Origin of the sequence: Parabacteroides caecihominis, assembly GCF_023656785.1 — a bacterium.
Taxonomy (GTDB): Bacteria; Bacteroidota; Bacteroidia; order Bacteroidales; family Tannerellaceae; genus Parabacteroides; species Parabacteroides segnis.
The window spans coordinates 159,774-178,428 of record NZ_JAMOKS010000014.1 but is presented as its reverse complement, the minus strand read 5'-3'; the positions used below and the strand labels follow the sequence as shown (position 1 = coordinate 178,428).

Annotated in this window: 15 protein-coding genes; 1 reads left to right on the top strand and 14 read right to left on the bottom strand. The window is 42.6% G+C overall.

Going from position 1 to position 18,655, the window contains the following annotated elements; translation table 11 throughout:
* Positions 1 to 56 precede the first annotated feature (56 nt).
* The 11 genes from NBH14_RS13795 to dnaB form a co-directional block, all read right to left on the bottom strand.
* Complete coding sequence (locus NBH14_RS13795; protein WP_186959600.1) at positions 57 to 1,028, bottom strand: hypothetical protein; 972 nt, start codon at positions 1,026 to 1,028, stop codon at positions 57 to 59.
* 388 nt (positions 1,029 to 1,416) lie between these two features.
* Complete coding sequence (locus tag NBH14_RS13790; protein WP_186959601.1) at positions 1,417 to 2,208, bottom strand: DUF6261 family protein; 792 nt, start codon at positions 2,206 to 2,208, stop codon at positions 1,417 to 1,419.
* Positions 2,209 to 2,425: 217 nt separating this feature from the next.
* A complete protein-coding gene (locus NBH14_RS13785) occupies positions 2,426 to 3,604 on the bottom strand; it encodes a fimbrial protein (RefSeq protein WP_186959602.1) in 1,179 nt (392 codons plus the stop codon).
* A 12-nt stretch (positions 3,605 to 3,616) separates the two neighbouring features.
* Positions 3,617 to 4,750, bottom strand: coding sequence for a fimbrial protein (locus tag NBH14_RS13780; protein ID WP_186959603.1), 1,134 nt, complete (start codon positions 4,748 to 4,750; stop codon positions 3,617 to 3,619).
* Positions 4,751 to 4,780: 30 nt separating this feature from the next.
* Positions 4,781 to 5,677 (bottom strand): FimB/Mfa2 family fimbrial subunit, encoded by an 897-nt coding sequence (locus NBH14_RS13775; RefSeq protein WP_186959604.1) that lies wholly within the window; start codon positions 5,675 to 5,677, stop codon positions 4,781 to 4,783.
* A gap of 1 nt (position 5,678) precedes the next feature.
* The gene (locus NBH14_RS13770; protein ID WP_186959605.1) at positions 5,679 to 6,824 is read right to left on the bottom strand and encodes a fimbrial protein; all 1,146 of its coding nucleotides are present in this window, start codon (positions 6,822 to 6,824) and stop codon (positions 5,679 to 5,681) included.
* 21 nt (positions 6,825 to 6,845) lie between these two features.
* A complete protein-coding gene (locus NBH14_RS13765; RefSeq protein ID WP_186959606.1) occupies positions 6,846 to 7,991 on the bottom strand; it encodes a fimbrial protein in 1,146 nt (381 codons plus the stop codon).
* Positions 7,992 to 8,122: 131 nt separating this feature from the next.
* Positions 8,123 to 9,319, bottom strand: a complete 1,197-nt coding sequence (locus NBH14_RS13760; RefSeq protein WP_186959607.1) for a hypothetical protein — start codon at positions 9,317 to 9,319, stop codon at positions 8,123 to 8,125.
* A 241-nt stretch (positions 9,320 to 9,560) separates the two neighbouring features.
* On the bottom strand, positions 9,561 to 11,360 hold the full coding sequence (locus NBH14_RS13755) for a hybrid sensor histidine kinase/response regulator transcription factor (protein ID WP_186959608.1): 1,800 nt from the start codon (positions 11,358 to 11,360) through the stop codon (positions 9,561 to 9,563).
* A gap of 522 nt (positions 11,361 to 11,882) precedes the next feature.
* The gene (locus NBH14_RS13750; RefSeq protein ID WP_186959609.1) at positions 11,883 to 12,161 is read right to left on the bottom strand and encodes an HU family DNA-binding protein; all 279 of its coding nucleotides are present in this window, start codon (positions 12,159 to 12,161) and stop codon (positions 11,883 to 11,885) included.
* Positions 12,162 to 12,348: 187 nt separating this feature from the next.
* Complete coding sequence (gene dnaB / locus NBH14_RS13745) at positions 12,349 to 13,878, bottom strand: replicative DNA helicase (protein WP_186959610.1); 1,530 nt, start codon at positions 13,876 to 13,878, stop codon at positions 12,349 to 12,351.
* A gap of 196 nt (positions 13,879 to 14,074) precedes the next feature.
* Between dnaB and NBH14_RS13740 the strand changes: the two genes are divergently transcribed.
* Positions 14,075 to 15,001 carry a magnesium transporter CorA family protein gene (locus tag NBH14_RS13740; protein ID WP_128135510.1) on the top strand — a complete coding sequence of 309 codons (927 nt, stop codon included), beginning with the start codon at positions 14,075 to 14,077 and terminating at the stop codon, positions 14,999 to 15,001.
* Positions 15,002 to 15,101: 100 nt separating this feature from the next.
* Here NBH14_RS13740 and NBH14_RS13735 read toward each other — a convergent pair whose 3' ends face one another.
* The 3 genes from NBH14_RS13735 to NBH14_RS13725 are packed head-to-tail and all read right to left on the bottom strand — an operon-like array spanning position 15,102 to position 18,311.
* On the bottom strand, positions 15,102 to 16,670 hold the full coding sequence (locus tag NBH14_RS13735) for an Mfa1 family fimbria major subunit (protein WP_250817576.1): 1,569 nt from the start codon (positions 16,668 to 16,670) through the stop codon (positions 15,102 to 15,104).
* 38 nt (positions 16,671 to 16,708) lie between these two features.
* On the bottom strand, positions 16,709 to 17,719 hold the full coding sequence (locus NBH14_RS13730) for a DUF3868 domain-containing protein (protein ID WP_186959612.1): 1,011 nt from the start codon (positions 17,717 to 17,719) through the stop codon (positions 16,709 to 16,711).
* 13 nt (positions 17,720 to 17,732) lie between these two features.
* Complete coding sequence (locus NBH14_RS13725) at positions 17,733 to 18,311, bottom strand: DUF3575 domain-containing protein (protein WP_186959613.1); 579 nt, start codon at positions 18,309 to 18,311, stop codon at positions 17,733 to 17,735.
* Between the last annotated feature and the right edge of the window lie 344 nt (positions 18,312 to 18,655).

The window sequence follows — 18,655 nt, the reverse complement described above, 5'->3', positions numbered from 1 at the left end:
ATGTTGTTATTTAAGTTATTCCTATTAGTTGTAAAATATATTGTTAGAAAAAGGGATTATCCAAAAGTTATTTCATTTTCGATTTCACGAACCGTAGCAACTTCATATTCTAGTGTAACATCTGTTGGTCGGCTGATATTAAAATTGATTTTAACCGTGATCACCTGAGTATACACTTTTCCATTTTCCAGACATTTCAGTAATTCGGAACCACGAGTAAAAGGAACAGTAACCTTGGTTTCACCTTCTTTAACTAATGTGCCTTTAACAGTAACCGACAGGCTTGTCGTAACGGAAAGTTTAGGCGTATTCATTCTGTAAGTGTCATAATAAAAAGAACTTACATTAACAGAATTCTTTGAAAAATCTTGACCTACCAGATTTTCAGTTTTATTCTCCGGATTCAATATGGTCGATGCTGTTGCAGCATTATATGAGTAGTTTGTTGCAATGAAAGAGACAGCAACATCATCATCAGCAACTACCCCCGTGGTTTCATACTTCAAATCTACTTTTACGCGGGCCGTTAACTGAGACAGTTGAATCTCCACCTTGTTTTTCCCGTCTTTCGATAAAGATTGAGTTTTCGTTCCAACCTTAACCAGATCATTCAAGTTGTCTCTCACAATCTGATTTCCGAACTCTTCATAAGTATATATATCCTTGAATTGGTCGATACCTGCATTGGCAACAACAACTACATTTACCAGACCTTCTTTTGTATCGATATTATCAACCGTTACCTTTGTCATATCCCCTCCACTAACACCTTTATTGCTATCGGCATAACCGATACGTTGTCCTGAGGCAGCTTCAAAAACAGCTATCACGAAATTATTAATAGCCAATTCGCTCTGACCGTTGCTTTTCGTTCCGATACCGTCTGTCATCATGCGTACAGATATAGAAGTTTCGCCATTATTTGCGCTTGTGTTTGTCATGTTGTCGTCGAGACCTTCGATATCAGAAGAACAGGCTGCGAATGACAGTACCATTAAAATTGCTGAGATGATATTTTTTGCGTTCATAGGAATGAATGTTTTTTATCGAATTAAAATTTTACCCTTACGATTACAATGCAAATGTACGGCGACGGCAAATAGCGGACGATAGGCAAATATTACAGGATGGTACGGTATTTTTTAAAGCCTTGATTTTGATAAAAACACCCTATGAAAACGATAAATTCACCCTGCAAAACAAGGTCGTTAAGCGAAAACAAACGACCGAAAAAAATCAACAAAAAATTATTCTCACCAGATTGATAAAAACGCCTTGGTAACTGAGAAAAGCGATGTTTTTTATGAATACCTTCCTAAAGGTGGCATTTATTACAGAAAAAAGGGAAACGACCGGCTGATGACCTGCGTTCCCCTTTTCTTCTCAAAAATACAACACTAACTATTTATTCAATATCTATTCAATTTCCGGACGGTCACCTCCGCCTCCCGGAGTTTCCGGATCAGTTGGAGTGTCTGGTTCGGTTGGGCGTACCGGACCTCCAGTCGATGGAGGGACAGACTGTTTCAGAACTTGCTGTTTATAATGTACTATTTCCTGGTTCTGCAACATGATCAGGTTTTTATAAAGGGCATCCCCTTCCAATACGGCATGCGCATTGATCATTCTGACTACTTTCTGGTATGCCGCATCGGTCGCCTTACGGGCTTCTGCCAATTTATAATCAGGCTTATCGAGCAATTCTTTATTACGGCTATCGGTATACTTGCGGACACTGAGATTTGATTCCTTCAATTGGGTGAGGAACAGGTCCAGTCCAAGTTTATGGACTTCGGCCGCATACTTATTTTCCAGGTCGTATATAATATTGACCAACAGGCCGGTCTCTTTATCCAACTGCCCTCTTACATTGAGTTTGTAATCTTTAATCAACTGGTTGACCATGGCGGCCGCAGTGTGAATCTCCTGGTCAGCGACAAACATTTGCGCCTTCACTACCGACTTTATCGCCATAAAAAGAGTGTCACGTTGTTTATCATATTCATCTATCTTGTCTGAGTTCAGGCTTTTCTGCGAAATTTTCAAGGCGATATCTTCATTGTCGATGGCTTGTTTATAGGCGGGCAAAACTTCTGTAAGTTTACCTTTTACTGCCGTATCGGCATCAATACGGCTATAAAAATCGACATTGTAAAGATAGTGTGCTCCGTTATTCATACGGCCGACACTGATTGTGCTAATTTCCATGTTATTTATGATTTTAATGATTTATTTATCTTGCAGTGCTGCACAGCGTCCATACAGTCCTGTTTGAGGCTTTTGTAGTACTGCAAACTGTCCGCGCAACCGTGTTTTGCCTTGTAGCACTGCAAAACGTCCGCGCAACCGTGTTTGATGGTTTTGCAGCGCTGCAAGACCCTTTACAGGACTGTGTGGAAGGTTTGCAGCGCTACAAGGACTTTTATCAGTTTACATCTTCATGTTGTGTCTCGACCGACCAGTTTTCGGGAGTGACGGTTACCGTAACATAGGCATTATCCTTATATTCCTCATCGCCGGAGCCTTTTCCGGTAATCGTGGCACTGATACGGATCACCTTATTGCGGATTACACCTGGATATATCGTTTCCTTATTATCACTATCGATCAAATTCAACAGTTTGACAAAATAATAACGGTCCGACAGGATCGGTTCATTAGCATTCTTATGAAGTATATCACCCTTCAAAACCAACATGGTCGGTTTTGCTTCATCCGTATTTTCGGTGATGTAACATCTTAACGGATTTTCCGTGATATTCCATTCTCCATCCGAAGTAATAGTCGCCGGAGTGTTGTCCTCTCCCCGAGGGAATAAATTCAGGGATGCCAGATAACCTTCTTTTTCCGGCTTGCCATGCCAATAGGTCGAACCAGACGTTTCTACCGAGTAGTTATTCTCACCATACACATGGTCCGCCAGGTAAGTCGTACTTTTTGCATCCACAACATATACCTGCTTCAAGCGGAAACTGGCACCTTCTTTCAGCAGGTCACCGGCATCTGCCTCACTCCATTTGAGACTGATCTTTTCAAAGTCGATACGGCTGGCGGTGCGGTAAACCTCGATATTATTCTTACTGTAGAAAGAATACTCAGCAGGTTTATTCGTGAAAATATCTTCTTTCCCGTAATAATTGGTTCCCGGTTCCAGACTTTCAATTTTCAGGAATTTACTTCCCATCGGCTGGTTATTCACGCTTATGTCCTCCAGATTATAAGTCTTTGTCATCAGATCACCAATACTTGAGCAGTTGATGTTCCCGACATTGACAAGAATGACATACGTGTATGGCGTATCACTTTTTGCGCTGATCCGTATCGTGTCGGTTGTTTTCCCGGTCTGGTCGCTGAAATCCACATAAGCGGAAGTAAACAACGATTGATTGGCTCCGAACAGGGCGGCATACATATTATTGATCTTAGCTTCTCCCTCCTGCGTCTCCCCCGCTTTGGCTTTCGTCAGTACCAAACCCGGAGCGACTGCCAGTGTCAACGTTGCGTCCTGCGGCACGATTACTTCGGGACCGTTATCATCGTCGGACGAACAGGATACCAGAAGGCTTAATGCTAACAGGAAGGAAGTTATATTGATTGTTTTCATATCGTTCATTTTTTATTCTACTTCTTCGATTTGATGTACATATCCCCAACCCGCCACTTCGACACGGACGTCGAGCGAGGCATCGTCATTCTCCTCGGGGTCGAAACTCGTTTCCGTGAAGGTGACGTGGAGACGGTAGATATAATTACGTTTCACAAAGTTGTGGTCGTAACCGTTCAGCACTCCATTGCGGTTGATCGGCGAGGTGAAGATGCGGGTCTGGTTCGTTTCCACCAGGGTTGCCTTTACGACCAACAATGTAGGGTCTGTGTCGGACGAACTGTTCTCAAAGGCATAAGTTTCAGAAACCGGAGTCAGACTTGGTGTATTGTCGGTTACTGTCAGGCTGAAATCGCTGCCGAGATAATCGGACGGATAAGAACCGGGGGTAAAAAGGGTAGCGGCTTCCGTGACACCCGCCCCATAGAGCAAGTTTGCCTGTCCGGAAGGAACTTCTACTTTCCCCCAATCCCCTTCGCTGAAATAATATGAATTACTTTTTACATTTGCCAGGGCGATATGGTCGATCCGCACTGTTTTCCCTTCCAGTAGGGAACCGGCAAAACGGGTTTCGATCGTATTCATTTCTACACGGGCGACAATACGGGTGAGCAGTAGCGGGGTGGAAATATTATCAATGTTCGTTCCGGCTGTATAGCCGATCAGGTTATCCTCCCCTTTCACCAACGCTTGTTCCGTATGGACCACCTGTGTACTGAAAGTCAATGATTCCTGCGTCTGAGAAGAAAGGTCGGCCAGACGTGACTGCAAACCGGCATAATTACCGACCGAACTATCTATATTTCCGGGAAGGTTAGCCAACACGACCAGCATAACGCGTTCGGGAGTAGTCTCTATATCGGTAATGACCAACTTATCAGGATCAGGATTCTCTGCACGTCCGTAGCCGATCAATGCAGAACCGTCACTGTTGAACACAAAAGCGCTCAGGTTGTGTATGTCGCTTTCGCCTGGCAACGCATTCGGGTCGTCGCCTGTTGCCTTACTTCCCGCCTGGCTACGCAATTGCAACCCGACGGAAAGCTTGGCCTGTTCGACCGGCGGTGTGACTGGCCCGTCGTCTTTCGAACAAGAAGCCAACATGATGGCAACAACTATGGATAAAAGTAATTTATATCGGATCATCTTTCTGGACTGATTTAATTGTTGATTGATTTAAAATTCGATATGGTCGTCCACCGTACCCCAGGGACGGATTGCCTGGCGGACGGAAAGCAGTGCGCCGTCTTCACCGAAACGCAGGATGACATAAAGCACAGCGGCTTCGGGAGCGGTCAATGGTTTGCCGTCGTCGTCGTGAGTAGCAAGGGCCAGCGTATTGCCTTCGGCTATCAGTTCCACGTTCAGATCCTCTCCGGAACACATCCGGTAGTTGGGAGCGAAATATTCCTTGTTCTTATCCCAGCCGGCATCAGGATGGTAATAGACACTGTCACCTGTCAACTGCCCCCGGTAATCGAAAGCATCCAATGTACGGTTGACGTAGTAGTTGCAATCGGCATCGGTCGGCGAACCATATTTCCTCAAGGCATATTTGATATTTTGTGTCACGATATTGACTTCCGAGAGTTTAGGACGGACCACGATCGTGTCGTTATCATAGAGACTGCCTCCCGCTTTGGTCTGCACCAAGCGGTTTCCGTAGAACAGGTCGTCGGGTTTCTGAGCCAGACCGTCACGGCTTTTGAGTTTGATCTTCAGTTCTTCAATCAACTCGCTTTCCGTAACAGTCTGGTTTTGTCCGGCCAGATTTCCCCAGGCTATCACATGCAGGTTACGATCTTCCGGATAATTCAGTCTGATTTCTTCACGATTGCGTATTTGTCCTTCCGTCATGCGAACGGTCTGGAGGTATTCGTAATTTTCATCGAAAACATAGAGGGAAGCATCTGCCAGGGCACTTCCCGTGACATCATCGCCTTTCGCATTTTCGGCCTTTAAAGTCAGTTTATAACAAGCTAGCAGATTTTCCTGGATACAACCGGAAAGCAACAGGGTTGAAGCACAGACAGCGGCTGCCAACCATCGACAAGTATGATTGATATGTTTCATATTATATTTCGATTTCTTCTATGGTATATTCATCAAGCGTTATTCCTTCCCACGACTTTACGGTGATAGTAACGGATAATGTTACGTCATCCTTTATATCCGGATCCGGGGATCCTTTACCCTTAAGAGTCGCCTCTATCTTGTAAATAGTGTTTCGCTGAACGCCCTTCTCTAGTTTGATACGATAATAGCGGTTTGTAAGGGCAGGCTTACCTGCCGCATCATACCAACTACCTTTGAGATAAAGGATGACCGGGGCAGCTCCGTCTTTAGTAAACGAATTGGTCATTGCGTAGAAACTGGCGATGCCTTTATGAGGTTCTTTATCATCACCTGTTATGGTAACGTCTGTCGCTGTTGTCAAATATTCAGCATATTCGCTACCGGCAACAATCTCCCCTCCTACTTGAAGTTCTTCTTCTATACCACATAAATAACGGTCCTCTATAAACTCCATCGTATGCTGTGTTGCCCCTTCGGGTAAAGTCCAGTCTGTTTTCGTATCATACAAATAAGACTGGGGACGAACATTAGCAAGAAAAACCTGGGATAATTGAAACTTCATTCCTTTCAAATTTTTATCTAGCCAATCATTGTCTATATCTACCAGACTTAAATCCACACGACCGACAACCCGCTTAACCTTCTCTGATATCAGATTTATACCACCATTCTCCACAGTCTTTCTGATCTCTACATCCCGGGCAATATTAGTCATAATAAAACCTTTTTCACCGACCTGACCGGCAGGTTTGCCTACCTGACCAGCTAATGAAACTGTTTTATCATAATAATCATCCGGCTTGAAAGAAGACATTTCTCCGGCATTTGCAATCACCAATAATTTATAAGTACCGGTTTTCAAACCCACACGAATAGTATCCTGATCATCATCAATTTTGCGAAAAGCACGACCGGCAACTTCGTTGTTACCATTGATAAAAACAACATTCAGGTCGTAGATTTCATTTTCGGCAGTAGTACCCGGATCTGTATCTGCTTTTGTCCCGGCAATACCGTCCACCGCTACGGAAACAGTAGCAAAAGTATCCTCACCACCCGGTGTCGGTGACGGTTCATCCTCCTTCGAACAGGCCGCCAGCAATAGACCGGATAAAAGGAACAGATATATTTTATTTCGTTTCATATCAGTTTTATTTTAGCTGTATTAATCAATTGAAGGATTCTCCACAATCTCACCCCATGCCTGTACTTCGATCATGCTTGTCAACGTGGCATCATCGGACGGGTCAAACGGAGTATCGGAACCGGGGCCTTTGATAACGACATCAATAGAGTAGATCACGTTGCGGCGCACATACAGATGATCCGTCACATTGGATATCTGATCGTGCTGTCGGTTTACAATTACGGGATAATAGGTATCCACGTTGCGGGTATTCCCGTTTTTGTCGATATAATGGTAAGTTCCGTGAAGGATCAGCAGCGTATGCCAAGTCGCTTCCTGCATATTTTCGAAAACAGTATAGGTATTGGCAGCACAGTTAGCAATAAGGCCCGTCTCGTCAGTAGCCGTACGGAAATCATAATTATAGGTTGTAAGTAACTTATCCGACAGTTTAGAAGAGCCTTCTTTATAAATGCCCTCAACGTCCGGATTTGCACCTGTAAGGAAGAAATCAGAAAGGGAGCGGTCGGTCACTTCTACAGCACCCCAACCTTCCATACTGATATAACGGGAATAATTTTTGACATTTGCCATAAACACGGATTCCAGTTTAAAGCGGGCTTCGTTGCCATATTCTTCCAGTGGACGCAGGAACAGTTTGTTTAGATAAACGCGGGCAATCAAACGGTAGATCGTTACCGGAGAAGCGCTGATCTGGTTGGCTCCCGTCTTCTGCAAACCGATCGTATTTTTTCCAGGCTTCAAAGTGTAAATCTGTACTCCCGAACTCATTGTCGGGGCTGTATCTTCGTTTTCAATCGTCTTGGTAAGGGCCAGGAATTGGTCCAAAGTGGTTAAACCGTCGAAAGTACCGTCGGGTGCATTGGCGACCAGCAGCATCCGGATAGTCCCGGCTTTCAGCGGGGTAATATCTTCAAAAGTATCTGTTTGTGTGGCTTCGCGGGAGACGATCAATTTGTCTGCATTCTCACCGGAAGTGCCGAAAATAGCCACATAGAGTCTTTCGATTCCGGAGTCACCGGCTCTGGTTCCGATCTGTGGAATCGTGATGCGTAATGAAAGTGTAGCATCTCCGGTTTCGTCTATCTCAGGATTCCCGTCATGGGAACAGGATAGCAAAGCGAGAAACAGGAATACATTGTAAAATAAAACCCTACTATTCATAGATTATATTGTTTTATAAATCGTCAAACCGGAATATTTTTTGAGAGTGAAACCAACCCGGGAATTACCCCGGATTGGTTCGTTAGAATTTCGAATAAGGAAATTTGAACTTAAACTAGTATAATTGATTGTTAGTCGATGCTAGGATCAAGAGTGACCGTGCCCCAAGGTACTATTTCAATATTTGATGTTATTGATGCTGCTCCAGTCGGAGTTTCCGGATCATCACTACCAGGACCCGTAATAGTTGCGTTAATTGCATATTTCACATTACGTAGGACACCAAAGTGTGATAAGTTTTTATAGCCGCTATCATTTTTAACCTCACTTGCTGTTTCATTATTATTAATGTATACAGTCCAGTAAGCGTCTTTTGATGTTATGGTTTGACCATTACCTGCGGTATAAGTATAAGTACCCTGAATAACCAATGCTGTTGCTTTGGTTGGATCTGATATCTGCACTGTTGAACTATTATCATATACAAAGAATGATCCATTAGCCACTTCAACAGGAGTACTGTTTGTTCCTGTAATTTCCTGAGAGAAGGTGTGAGTATAGATACCTGCATCACCAGCTGTATTAGAAACAATATTTTTTGCATCCGTAGCATTTACAACAGGGCACCACGGAGTAGCAACACCAAAAACTTTTACATCATTACGATAATGCATAATAAAAACTTTGTTTACCTCCAACTTTGCATTCGTAGCAAAATCTTCACGTGGCTTTAGAGTGATATTTTCCAAATTAATACTGGCAATATTTCGGAAGACTTTGATGTTATCTGTAAAACGATTATCTGCTGTAGGAAAGACTGTTGCTGCATCCACAGAAGCGACATTTCTACCTTTTACTAAAGTATAAGATATAACAGCACTAGCCATCAAAGGTTGAGCAGAACTTAATTCGGCTTTCGATATTGCCTTTTTAAAGTCTTCGATGTTTGTCTTTCCTTCAAACACTTTTTCCGGGGGATTCACAACAACCAAAACATTAACAGCTCCTGCTTTTGCATCAATACAATCAGTTGTATCAGTAGCAGTGTTTGCAATTCTTTCTTTGTAATTAATCAAAGCCCCCGGAGCCATATTTGTCATTGCTCCATTATTAAAAACAGCAATACCAATTGTACCGACTTCCCCATTAGTAGAAGATTTTGTCAGACTTTTCAAACCAGAACCAGAATTTCCAATCGAATTAAACGCCACCGTCAAAGTAGCATCCAACTCCTGCGCCGGATCCGGAATAGTAGGATCGTCATCATTAGAACAAGCGCTGAAAGCGCAAGCAACCATAGTTGCGTAAATTAAATTTTGAAGTTTCATAACTTTATATGTTTTAAAAGTGATAAATCATTTTACTACCCTATACTTATTTTACATACTTAGATTTCTCTTTGACTATTCTGATAATCAAGTTTTCTGTAACATTGTCTCTTGTTGACAGTGCAAATGTAGAAAGCATTATTTGCAGGGTCTGTCGGTATATTTATCACTCATGAGCGGTAATTTTTAAATGATAAAAATTCCTATGCTTATTTACATTTGTTTTAATGAATACCACGCTTTATACCCTTGTCGGTTGCCCATATTGAGAAGGATTTACACCATATTGTTCGGTAAAACGTTTGCGGAATGTTGCCATATCATTAAATCCGACCATTTCGCATACCTCGATAATGGAATACCGCTGCTGTAAAATCAATTCAGCCGCATGTTTGATGCGGACACTCCGCGTCAGTTCCAGGATACTGCAATTAGAAAACGCTTTTACCCTGCGATAAAGCGTCGGAATACTCATACTCATTTCATCCGCCAAAAATTTTGCATCAAAACAAGGATCATCCAGATGCTCCTCGATAATCTTTACTATTTTATTCATAAAAGCATTTCCCGCCACCTCAATCTCATTGAGCGGAGCAGGCATGGCAACAGCAGTCTCTTCCGTGTCCGGTGCCGACTGCGTATAGAATGCCCTCATCTGGTCGCGACGTTTAAGCTGGCTGATCAATTTGCTGCGCAGTACCTCCAAGTCGAACGGCTTGGTGATATAATCGTCCGCTCCCGCCTCAATACCGGCTATCACATCTTCGTTCTCCACCTTGGCTGTCAGCATAATCACTACCGTCTGGCTGGTTGCCGGATTCGTCTTTATCTCACGGCATGCCGTAAATCCGTCTTTTACCGGCATCATCACATCACACAGGATACCGTCGGGGCGTTCTTTCTTCGCCATCATGACACCCTCCTCGCCATTGTGTGCCTCCAGTATCCGGTATTCTTTTCCCAGGGCAAGTTTAAGGAACCAACGGATCTGGTCGCTGTCGTCAATGACCAGTAGTTTCTTCCCGGTCTCTTTTTTCTGGGGGATAAGCTGTACGAAACCGGCGATTTCTTCCTTCTGAAATTCGTTCAGATTGACCAGGTCGCTATCCGGTTCCACAAATTCGACGGGTAGTTCCATCAAGGACCGTTTACCCAGCGGGATCAGGATCGTGCAACGGGTCCCGCTCTGCCCTTCCATCGTTTCCTGAATAAATTTAGCATGAACAATTTCTGCCATATCGGAAATTTGTTTCAAACCGATACGTGCACTGTCCTGTGCATCGAGACCGTCATCATGTACACTCAGGGAACAACAGGGTTTACCGTCTATCCTGACCACCTTTATATCGATCGTAATCTTCCCGTACATGAATGTATTCTTCAAAGAATTGGATAATAAAGTACGTAAAGCGTATTCCATCTTCCGACGGTCTACCCACACCCATAAGACAGGCGTCTGCGTATTGATCTTAAAATCGATATTGTTCATGGCAATCCAGTCGACAAACAGATCACATATCTGCTTCGTTATATCCACCAGATCATAACGGGCTATACGCATATGGTTAGCAACATCGTCGCCATGACGTATATCCTGCAACTGATACATCATATCCTGCAAGGCAAGCGTATTGCGGTAGGCCGAAAGAACCTGGGTGGAAACCAAACCGTCGAGTTCGCGGTTCTGTACCAACTGTCCCAAGTATCCCAATATCAGGGAGAGAGGCGTACGCATCTCATGTACTGCTTCAACGAAGAAAGAGTTATGGAGTTTTTCCAGTTCATCCGCTCTCCGGATAGCTTCTTTGTATTTGGCTTCATGCTCATGGCCCCAATCGTCTGTCTCCCTGATTTTATGTACCATGAGTTGCTGTATCTCACGGTTCTTGATGGTTAGCGTATCAATGGTACGCTTCAACTCTTCATTCTCCAGTCTGAGTGTAGCTTCTTCCCCATTTTCCACTCTTTCTGTATTTTCCTGTTTCTGCCTATGGGCGAACAAAACAGTGATAAGTGTCCGAAATTGATTGATCATTTCCATGTATATCAAGATTTACTATTTTTCATTTACTGATATCGTTGATATTTATCATATCTTCTGCTGTTCAGTAGAAGTTCAGTATCTTTTTTATGGATTTACTGCTGATTATTGTCTCCAAGTAGCCAATCATACGAGTCCGATTGTAGAACATGAATCACACGTAACTACTGACTGACAACAACTTACACTTTAGAATACAATATATGCATAGTCCATACAGAACTATGGTTCAGAGAGATAGACAATGAATTTCTGTTGTTTTTCAACAGAAATTCGATGTCCCAAATTGATACATAATGAAAGATGATAAAAGAATAGAGGAAGAACAGCTCCTATCGGCAGAAATTATTTTTTCCTGTAAAGATACCGGACGAATAACAGGTTTGTAAAGTTACAAATGAGAAAGAAAAAGAGTAAAATAAGGGTCACGTTATAAAATAAAGCCTGGAATTAGTTCATATCAGATTATTTTATACCTTTGAATCTGGAAAATATAGAGTTCTGTATGAACTCCGTTCATTTTCATAACTTATTGATCTTGTAAATAAGAGTTTCACTCGGTTTTAAACGGATTGTTTTACGGGGAGTAAGCATTACTGTCTCTCCCGTCCTCGGATTCCGGGCCAGTCGTCGTGATTGGGGTAAAATAAATATCTTGCCAAACTCGTGGATTGCCACTTTTTCATCAGTGATTAGTCCTTCAGTTACAATATCCAATAACGTATCCAAATAAGTTCGACTATCTACCAGACTTATATCCAGCCTTTCTGCCAACATTCTAATGATTTGTGTTTTATTCATTCTCTACTAATTATTAACTGCGAAAAATTCATTTATTATACTGGTCACAAAGTTCGTACTTTCAATCATACTACACAATCCGGATTTTTTTCATAATATGTTCTATTTTTTCTTTTTCACCCAAATAATGCGGCCTGTCCCCCTTCAAATCCGGGAGCAGGCCGCATATTATTTTATTTACTGTTAATTAGAACGGGACCTCGTTACTACTGCCCTGGTTCAGGAAATCTGCACCGGCAGGCGGTATCGGTGGTAACGGATCGTCACTGTTCATATTCGATGAAAACTCACGGACAGCCACATCTTCATCAATATTCATGAACTTCGCATAATCGCCCTTGAATCGCAAACGCACATCCCCCGTCGCACCGTTACGATGCTTGGCTATGATGATCTCCGCCAAACCGACCAGCGAGTTACCGCGTTCATCTTCCGTAATCTTATAATATTCGGGACGGTGGATAAAGCAAACCATATCCGCATCCTGCTCGATCGCTCCGGATTCACGAAGGTCGGCCAGCTGCGGACGCTTTCCTTCGGCTCCCTGACGGCTTTCCACACCACGGTTCAGCTGCGAAAGTGCGATAATCGGGATATTCAGTTCCTTCGCCAACCCTTTCAACGAACGGGAGATAGTACTTACCTCCTGCTCACGGCTACCGAAACTCATACCACTCGCATTCATCAACTGAAGGTAGTCGATGATAATACATCTTACCCCGTGTTCACGTACCAGACGGCGTGCCTTGGTACGCAATTCGAACACCGAAAGACTCGGCGTATCATCCACATAAATCGGAGCATCATACAACTCCTTTATCTTGAAGTCTAGCTGCTCCCACTCATAGCTTTCCAGGCGTCCGCTTTTAATCTTCTCACCCGGTATCTCACATACATTCACGATCAGACGGTTTACCAACTGAACGTTACTCATTTCAAGCGAGAACAAAGCAACCGGCACATTATGGTTCACCGCCATATTCTTCGCCATCGAAAGTACAAACGCCGTCTTACCCATCGCAGGACGGGCAGCGATAATGATCAAGTCGGAATTTTGCCACCCCGAAGTGATCTTATCCAACGCATCGAAACCGGTACGCGTACCGCTCAGACCTTCTTTCTGGTTTGCCGCTTTCTGCAATAAATCCATCGCATCCTTGATAACCGGATTGATCTGGGTCACGTCTTTCTTTACATTCCGTTGCGAAATCTCAAACAATTTACCTTCGGCCTCCTGCATCAGGTCTTCCACATCGATCGTCTCATCAAATGCTTTCCCTTGTATCATGGCCGTAAAAGAGATCAACTCCCTTGCCAGATATTTCTGGGCGATAATACGGGCATGATATTCGATATGCGCACTACTGGCAACTTTACTGGTGAGCTGCGAAATATAAAACGGTCCACCCACCTGATCCAATTCGCCGCGTTTCCTCAACTGTTCCGTCACGGTCAGCATATCGACCGGACGCTGGCTGGCTGCCAGATCCACGATAGCTGCATAGATCATCTCGTGCGACTTTTCATAGAAGCACTCCGGCTTCAATATCTCACTAATGATCGAATAAGCATCCTTTTCAAGCATCAAGGCACCTAAAACGGCCTCTTCCAACTCGCGTGCCTGTGGCTGTAGACGCCCCATATCGGACACGACCACAGGTTTTTGCTTTCCCCTTCCGGAGTTTCCTCTCCCGGTATTTTTAGTTCCTTCTGCCATTCTCTTTTGTAATTTTCGGACACCAAAAATACGATTTTTATTTGGTATTCATTCCTTTTTTTTACCTTTGCAGCCGTAAAAAGTAATTAACTAATTATGGACGACAGTATTCCGCGAGAAACATTAACAAGTAAAAATTAGCGGACGGGGGGTTTCTTATTACCTCTGTTCGTGTTAACAACGAAAGGAGGCAATAATGAAAACATTTCTTTATTGTGAAGCCGGTTTTGTGGAGAAAGACCAGTGGCTTCCTAACAGCTGGGTAAATGTAGAGTGCCCTACACCCGAAGACATCCAATACCTTTTAAATCAATTTCACGTACCCGAATCATTCCTGAGCGATATCGCCGATACCGACGAACGTCCGCGTATCGAATATGAAGGAAACTGGCTGCTGACTATTCTGCGTATCCCGGTACAAAGCAAGGAAAGCGGTATTCCCTTCACCACCGTTCCGATCGGTATCATCACCAACAATGAGATTATTATCTCGGTATGTTATCACAAAACCGAGTTATTGCCTGATTTCATCCGTTATAGCCGGCGTAAAGAACTTGTCGTACGTCATAAATACGACCTGATCCTGCGCCTGATCCACTCATCAGCCGTCTGGTTTCTGAAATATCTGAAACAGATTAACAACGAAGTGGCACGTGCCGAAAAAGCCCTGGAAAAGAGTATCCGTAACGAAGATCTCCTGCGGTTGATGAAACTAGAGAAAAGTATGGTTTACTTCAACACTTCTATCCGTGGAAACGAAGTGATGCTCTCGAAGCTGCAAAGCATTTTCCAGGAACCTATGTATATGGATGCGGAATTGCTGGAAGATGTCGAAACAGAGTTAAAACAGGCACACCTCACGGTGAACATTTACAGCGATATCCTTACCGGAACGATGGATGCTTTCGCCTCCATCATCTCCAACAACGTGAATACCATCATGAAGCGCATGACCTCCATCTCTATTATCCTGATGGTACCAACGCTGATTGCCAGCTTCTACGGAATGAATGTGGTCAATTACGTGGAAGACATGCCACATGGCTTTGTCATCCTCGTACTTTTCTCCATCACTTTATCGGCATTGGCTTTCTTTATTTTCAGAAAAATAAAGTGGTTCTGATCTTTACATAAAAAATCATACAAAAAAAGTCCCGGATATCCGGGACTTTTTGGCTTGTTTTAACGGGAAACAAATAGTTCTCCCGAAAAACGATATATACTTATTTAAGGGTTGCGCCTCCGTCCCCACCCTGATTTCGGACGATCCAGGGTAAAACATTAAAATCCATTTTCAGATAAGCTTCGTATTCATCAGGTTTTTCCGGATCGATTTCCGGAGTTCCAGAACCAAGTCCGGAGATGTTCGTCACCAGCAAACGGTAAATATTATTTCGTACTATCGCAAACTCCATAACTCCCATTTCATTTTCCTTGTTATTATCCAGATGCCTGATCCAATAATTATAATAGCAATAGTAATTGTTACCTTCCGGATCTTTCCGGTAACGTTTCACAAAGAACTTTGCCAACTCTTCATCAGTCGAATCTTCCGTAATGCCATCCAGTTTAAGTCCGGCATCTTTCATCGCTTTGATACTGCTATAAAATTTATAGTTTGCATAATAAATAATATCAGGCCTTGCACTAGTTGCCTCTTTACCCTCTCCCCAAAGCGTACCGGGAACAAAACTTGCCTTAAACCGTACCCCGGTCGAATAAGCATTCAACTGTGCCGTTTTAAACATGCAATTCTCCAGACAATAAAAACCGTGGAACGCATCAACCGGAACCGACTGCCAGCTTTCAGCCACAGAGGTCAATGGATAAGCATAATAACCATCCGGATTATCAAACCCTTTCGCCCCATCTACCGTTTTCGAAAAGAAATAAGGGTCAATCACATAACCGTTATTCGCATTTATCTCTCCAAAATTTCCATTAGCAATAGTATAGGAAGAAGGAGCATTATTGGCTGTCAGCACCGCCGTGTGACGAAACGTATAGAACCACCGGCTCAAATTGATATACTGGAATCCGGTCAGACTGATGGAAACATACTCTTTTCCATTTCCGTCAACCAGGCTGTAATCCTCTTTCGACTGCCCGACCAGGACTTTAGCCATCACACGTTCCAGATTGATAGTCACGATATCCGGTTCCTCCGACGGCAAAATCTCACGAACTGTCACTTTCAGATTTGAATCGACCGTACCATCATACAAACCGCTGTTATCGGCACGGTTTGTCATCTGCAATGTGCCGTCTTCGGTCAAGACTCCGAAACCATCCTTATAAGTAGACCTATCCACCAGGTTTATAAACTCATTTTCTGTACTGAAAGAACCCGTAACATCTCCATTGGCAATCGTAAAGATATCATACGTACCCGGGTCTATCAACACCCGGTTGGCCGTATATTTCACAACATGCTCGTTTTGATTTCCGGATGAGCTATTTTCCGGTAATTGCGGACCGGCCGTACGCGTTATATTTTCCAGTCGAATCTTTTTATATAAAGCCTTCGTATCCGAATTAAACAGATAGACATTAAGCGACTTCACATTATATTCGTTCGCATTTCCGGTTTCATAAATACCCGAAGTTTCGGCATCCCCAGCTTTAGTTGAAGAATTGTTGGGCACAACAAAAGCAAAACGGACATTTCCTTCTCCTCCATCCACAAAACCGGAATTATCTTCCGGCAAAACATCTGCATCATTAATGCATCCGGCCAGCCCCAAAGCTAGGCATAACAGCCATACCGATTTTACAAAAAGTTTGTTTTTCATACGATAAAAGTATTTAGTAAATAATATTCCAGACTAACTCAATGACGTTTATTATTCTCAAAAAATAATGTCAGATTCATGCCGGCTTCTTCCGAGCCTTCCGCTTTTGCAGACTTCAGCAAACGGATACCCTCATACAAATTTCCGGTCATTAACTCATACACACCCTTACAGTTTTTATAGGCCAACGTTTCATGGGGCGCCATTTGCAGATACTGTCCGGCAGCCTGCCAGTTTCCCTGTTCGATGGCTGCCGCTGCCGCATTCTGGTTGGCTACCGGATGAGCCGGATAAATCCTGACGCTTGTTTCGATTATCTTATAAAACTGTTCCGGTTCATTTTTATAGCTTAATGCAACCATATACAGCTCACGCAAAGAGAGCATCTGAGGGTTCATTTCAGCCACTACACGGGCTTCCTCCAGATTAAAATTCAGTTCTTTCTGATTACGTATATCCGTTGCATCGCTCTCAGGAGAAATATAAGATGCCTTTAATCCTGACAGGCCGAACACTGTCGACGAAGATACGGCCCCCTCCACAACAAGCGGTTTCCCGCTATCCGAAGACAAACCAGGATGCGTCAAACGGACCTCTTCCCTAATAATCTCCCCGGAATGAGTCAACCGGTTCATTTTCAAAAACAACTCAGGTTTACGCATCCAGTTCTCCGCAATAACAGAAGTAGTATAGACTATTTCACAAGGTTCTTTTTCCGACAGTTCCTTTACAAGAAAAAAGTCATCTCCTTTAATTCCTTTTCTCTTATTTAAAACCCGGTTCCGTTCATAAGTACGATGTCTTTTTTTACCATTTAATAAAACGGGAGGCAACTCTTTTTCCTGCCTGTTTTCTTTAATAACCGGAATAAGCGTCAGGGCTTCGTCTGATGCAAAATCATGCGCATTGACCATGTATTTTATCGACACCATTAGCGAATCCCCTGCCACAAAACAGGATTGCGATTTTATCTCCACATCGATATCTTTTGCAGATAAAGAATTGCTAATAAAGAATAAGCCCAATAACACGAGCAAATTGATTTTCATATTTATCGTTTTTTTATTGTATAAAGTAGACTAAAGAGAGACCTATCTGAGTCGGACCGACATAATTAGTATGCGCCTTTTCTATCAGAGATGCCCCCTCCTTCCGCCCGTACTTATCATAACTCAAATAAGCATATCCAAACGCAATGCTGGCCTCCAGATTCCACAACGGACTTATCATCCATTGATATCCGTAAGAAACCCCGCCACCAACCAGATTTCCTTGAAAACGATAATCGGATAGTATCCCTCCGACATTAAAACGAGCATAATGAGCCTGTATACCGACAAAACTTCCCTGAAAAACATCGCCAAACCATTTCCTGAGCTCCGGTTGTATAAGAAGATGCTTCATCTTTCTGTTATCAGCAAAAGTCCACGGATTATAACTTATAATCGAACTGATAGAATAGGTATCATTACATTTTATCTCCCCACCGATATTCAAAGATGACGTCAAATCATAGAGAACATTACTTTTCACTGCTATATTCTGACAATTCATTTTTTGCAAGACACTAATAATCAAAACAATAAATAAAAGATACTTAGGCTTATAAAACAACAAAATACCTTTATTGCAATAATTCATAATGCTATAAAAATCAACTTTATAATTTCTTTTTTCTTGCATAATAAATATCATAGTAAATAATTAACACCATATATTCTTCACTTTTTACATTTTCACAAAAAAATAATGACTAGAATAAACGATCGTTTTTTCTAGTCACTATTTCAAGGGTAAAATTCAATATATGATGATTATTGCAACTTCTTGAAAAATTACATTTATCTATCTGTAATACAGTAAAATAAAAAGATTAAAAATGCTTTGTTTTTCATTTAATATAAAATATATTTGCACAAAATAAATGACTAAAAAAAACGATCGTTTTTTTTAGTCATTGCTTTATAACCTCATGAATATTTCAT

Excerpts from the sequence above, each read along its gene's own strand:
- NBH14_RS13795 (WP_186959600.1), bottom strand. The coding sequence starts at position 1,028 with ATGAACGCAAAAAATATCATCTCAGCAATTTTAATGGTACTGTCATTC.
- NBH14_RS13790 (WP_186959601.1), bottom strand. The coding sequence starts at position 2,208 with ATGGAAATTAGCACAATCAGTGTCGGCCGTATGAATAACGGAGCACAC.
- NBH14_RS13785 (WP_186959602.1), bottom strand. The coding sequence starts at position 3,604 with ATGAAAACAATCAATATAACTTCCTTCCTGTTAGCATTAAGCCTTCTG.
- NBH14_RS13780 (WP_186959603.1), bottom strand. The coding sequence starts at position 4,750 with ATGATCCGATATAAATTACTTTTATCCATAGTTGTTGCCATCATGTTG.
- NBH14_RS13775 (WP_186959604.1), bottom strand. The coding sequence starts at position 5,677 with ATGAAACATATCAATCATACTTGTCGATGGTTGGCAGCCGCTGTCTGT.
- NBH14_RS13770 (WP_186959605.1), bottom strand. The coding sequence starts at position 6,824 with ATGAAACGAAATAAAATATATCTGTTCCTTTTATCCGGTCTATTGCTG.
- NBH14_RS13765 (WP_186959606.1), bottom strand. The coding sequence starts at position 7,991 with ATGAATAGTAGGGTTTTATTTTACAATGTATTCCTGTTTCTCGCTTTG.
- NBH14_RS13760 (WP_186959607.1), bottom strand. The coding sequence starts at position 9,319 with ATGAAACTTCAAAATTTAATTTACGCAACTATGGTTGCTTGCGCTTTC.
- NBH14_RS13755 (WP_186959608.1), bottom strand. The coding sequence starts at position 11,360 with ATGGAAATGATCAATCAATTTCGGACACTTATCACTGTTTTGTTCGCC.
- NBH14_RS13750 (WP_186959609.1), bottom strand. The coding sequence starts at position 12,161 with ATGAATAAAACACAAATCATTAGAATGTTGGCAGAAAGGCTGGATATA.
- dnaB (WP_186959610.1), bottom strand. The coding sequence starts at position 13,878 with ATGGCAGAAGGAACTAAAAATACCGGGAGAGGAAACTCCGGAAGGGGA.
- NBH14_RS13740 (WP_128135510.1), top strand. The coding sequence starts at position 14,075 with ATGAAAACATTTCTTTATTGTGAAGCCGGTTTTGTGGAGAAAGACCAG.
- NBH14_RS13735 (WP_250817576.1), bottom strand. The coding sequence starts at position 16,670 with ATGAAAAACAAACTTTTTGTAAAATCGGTATGGCTGTTATGCCTAGCT.
- NBH14_RS13730 (WP_186959612.1), bottom strand. The coding sequence starts at position 17,719 with ATGAAAATCAATTTGCTCGTGTTATTGGGCTTATTCTTTATTAGCAAT.
- NBH14_RS13725 (WP_186959613.1), bottom strand. The coding sequence starts at position 18,311 with ATGAATTATTGCAATAAAGGTATTTTGTTGTTTTATAAGCCTAAGTAT.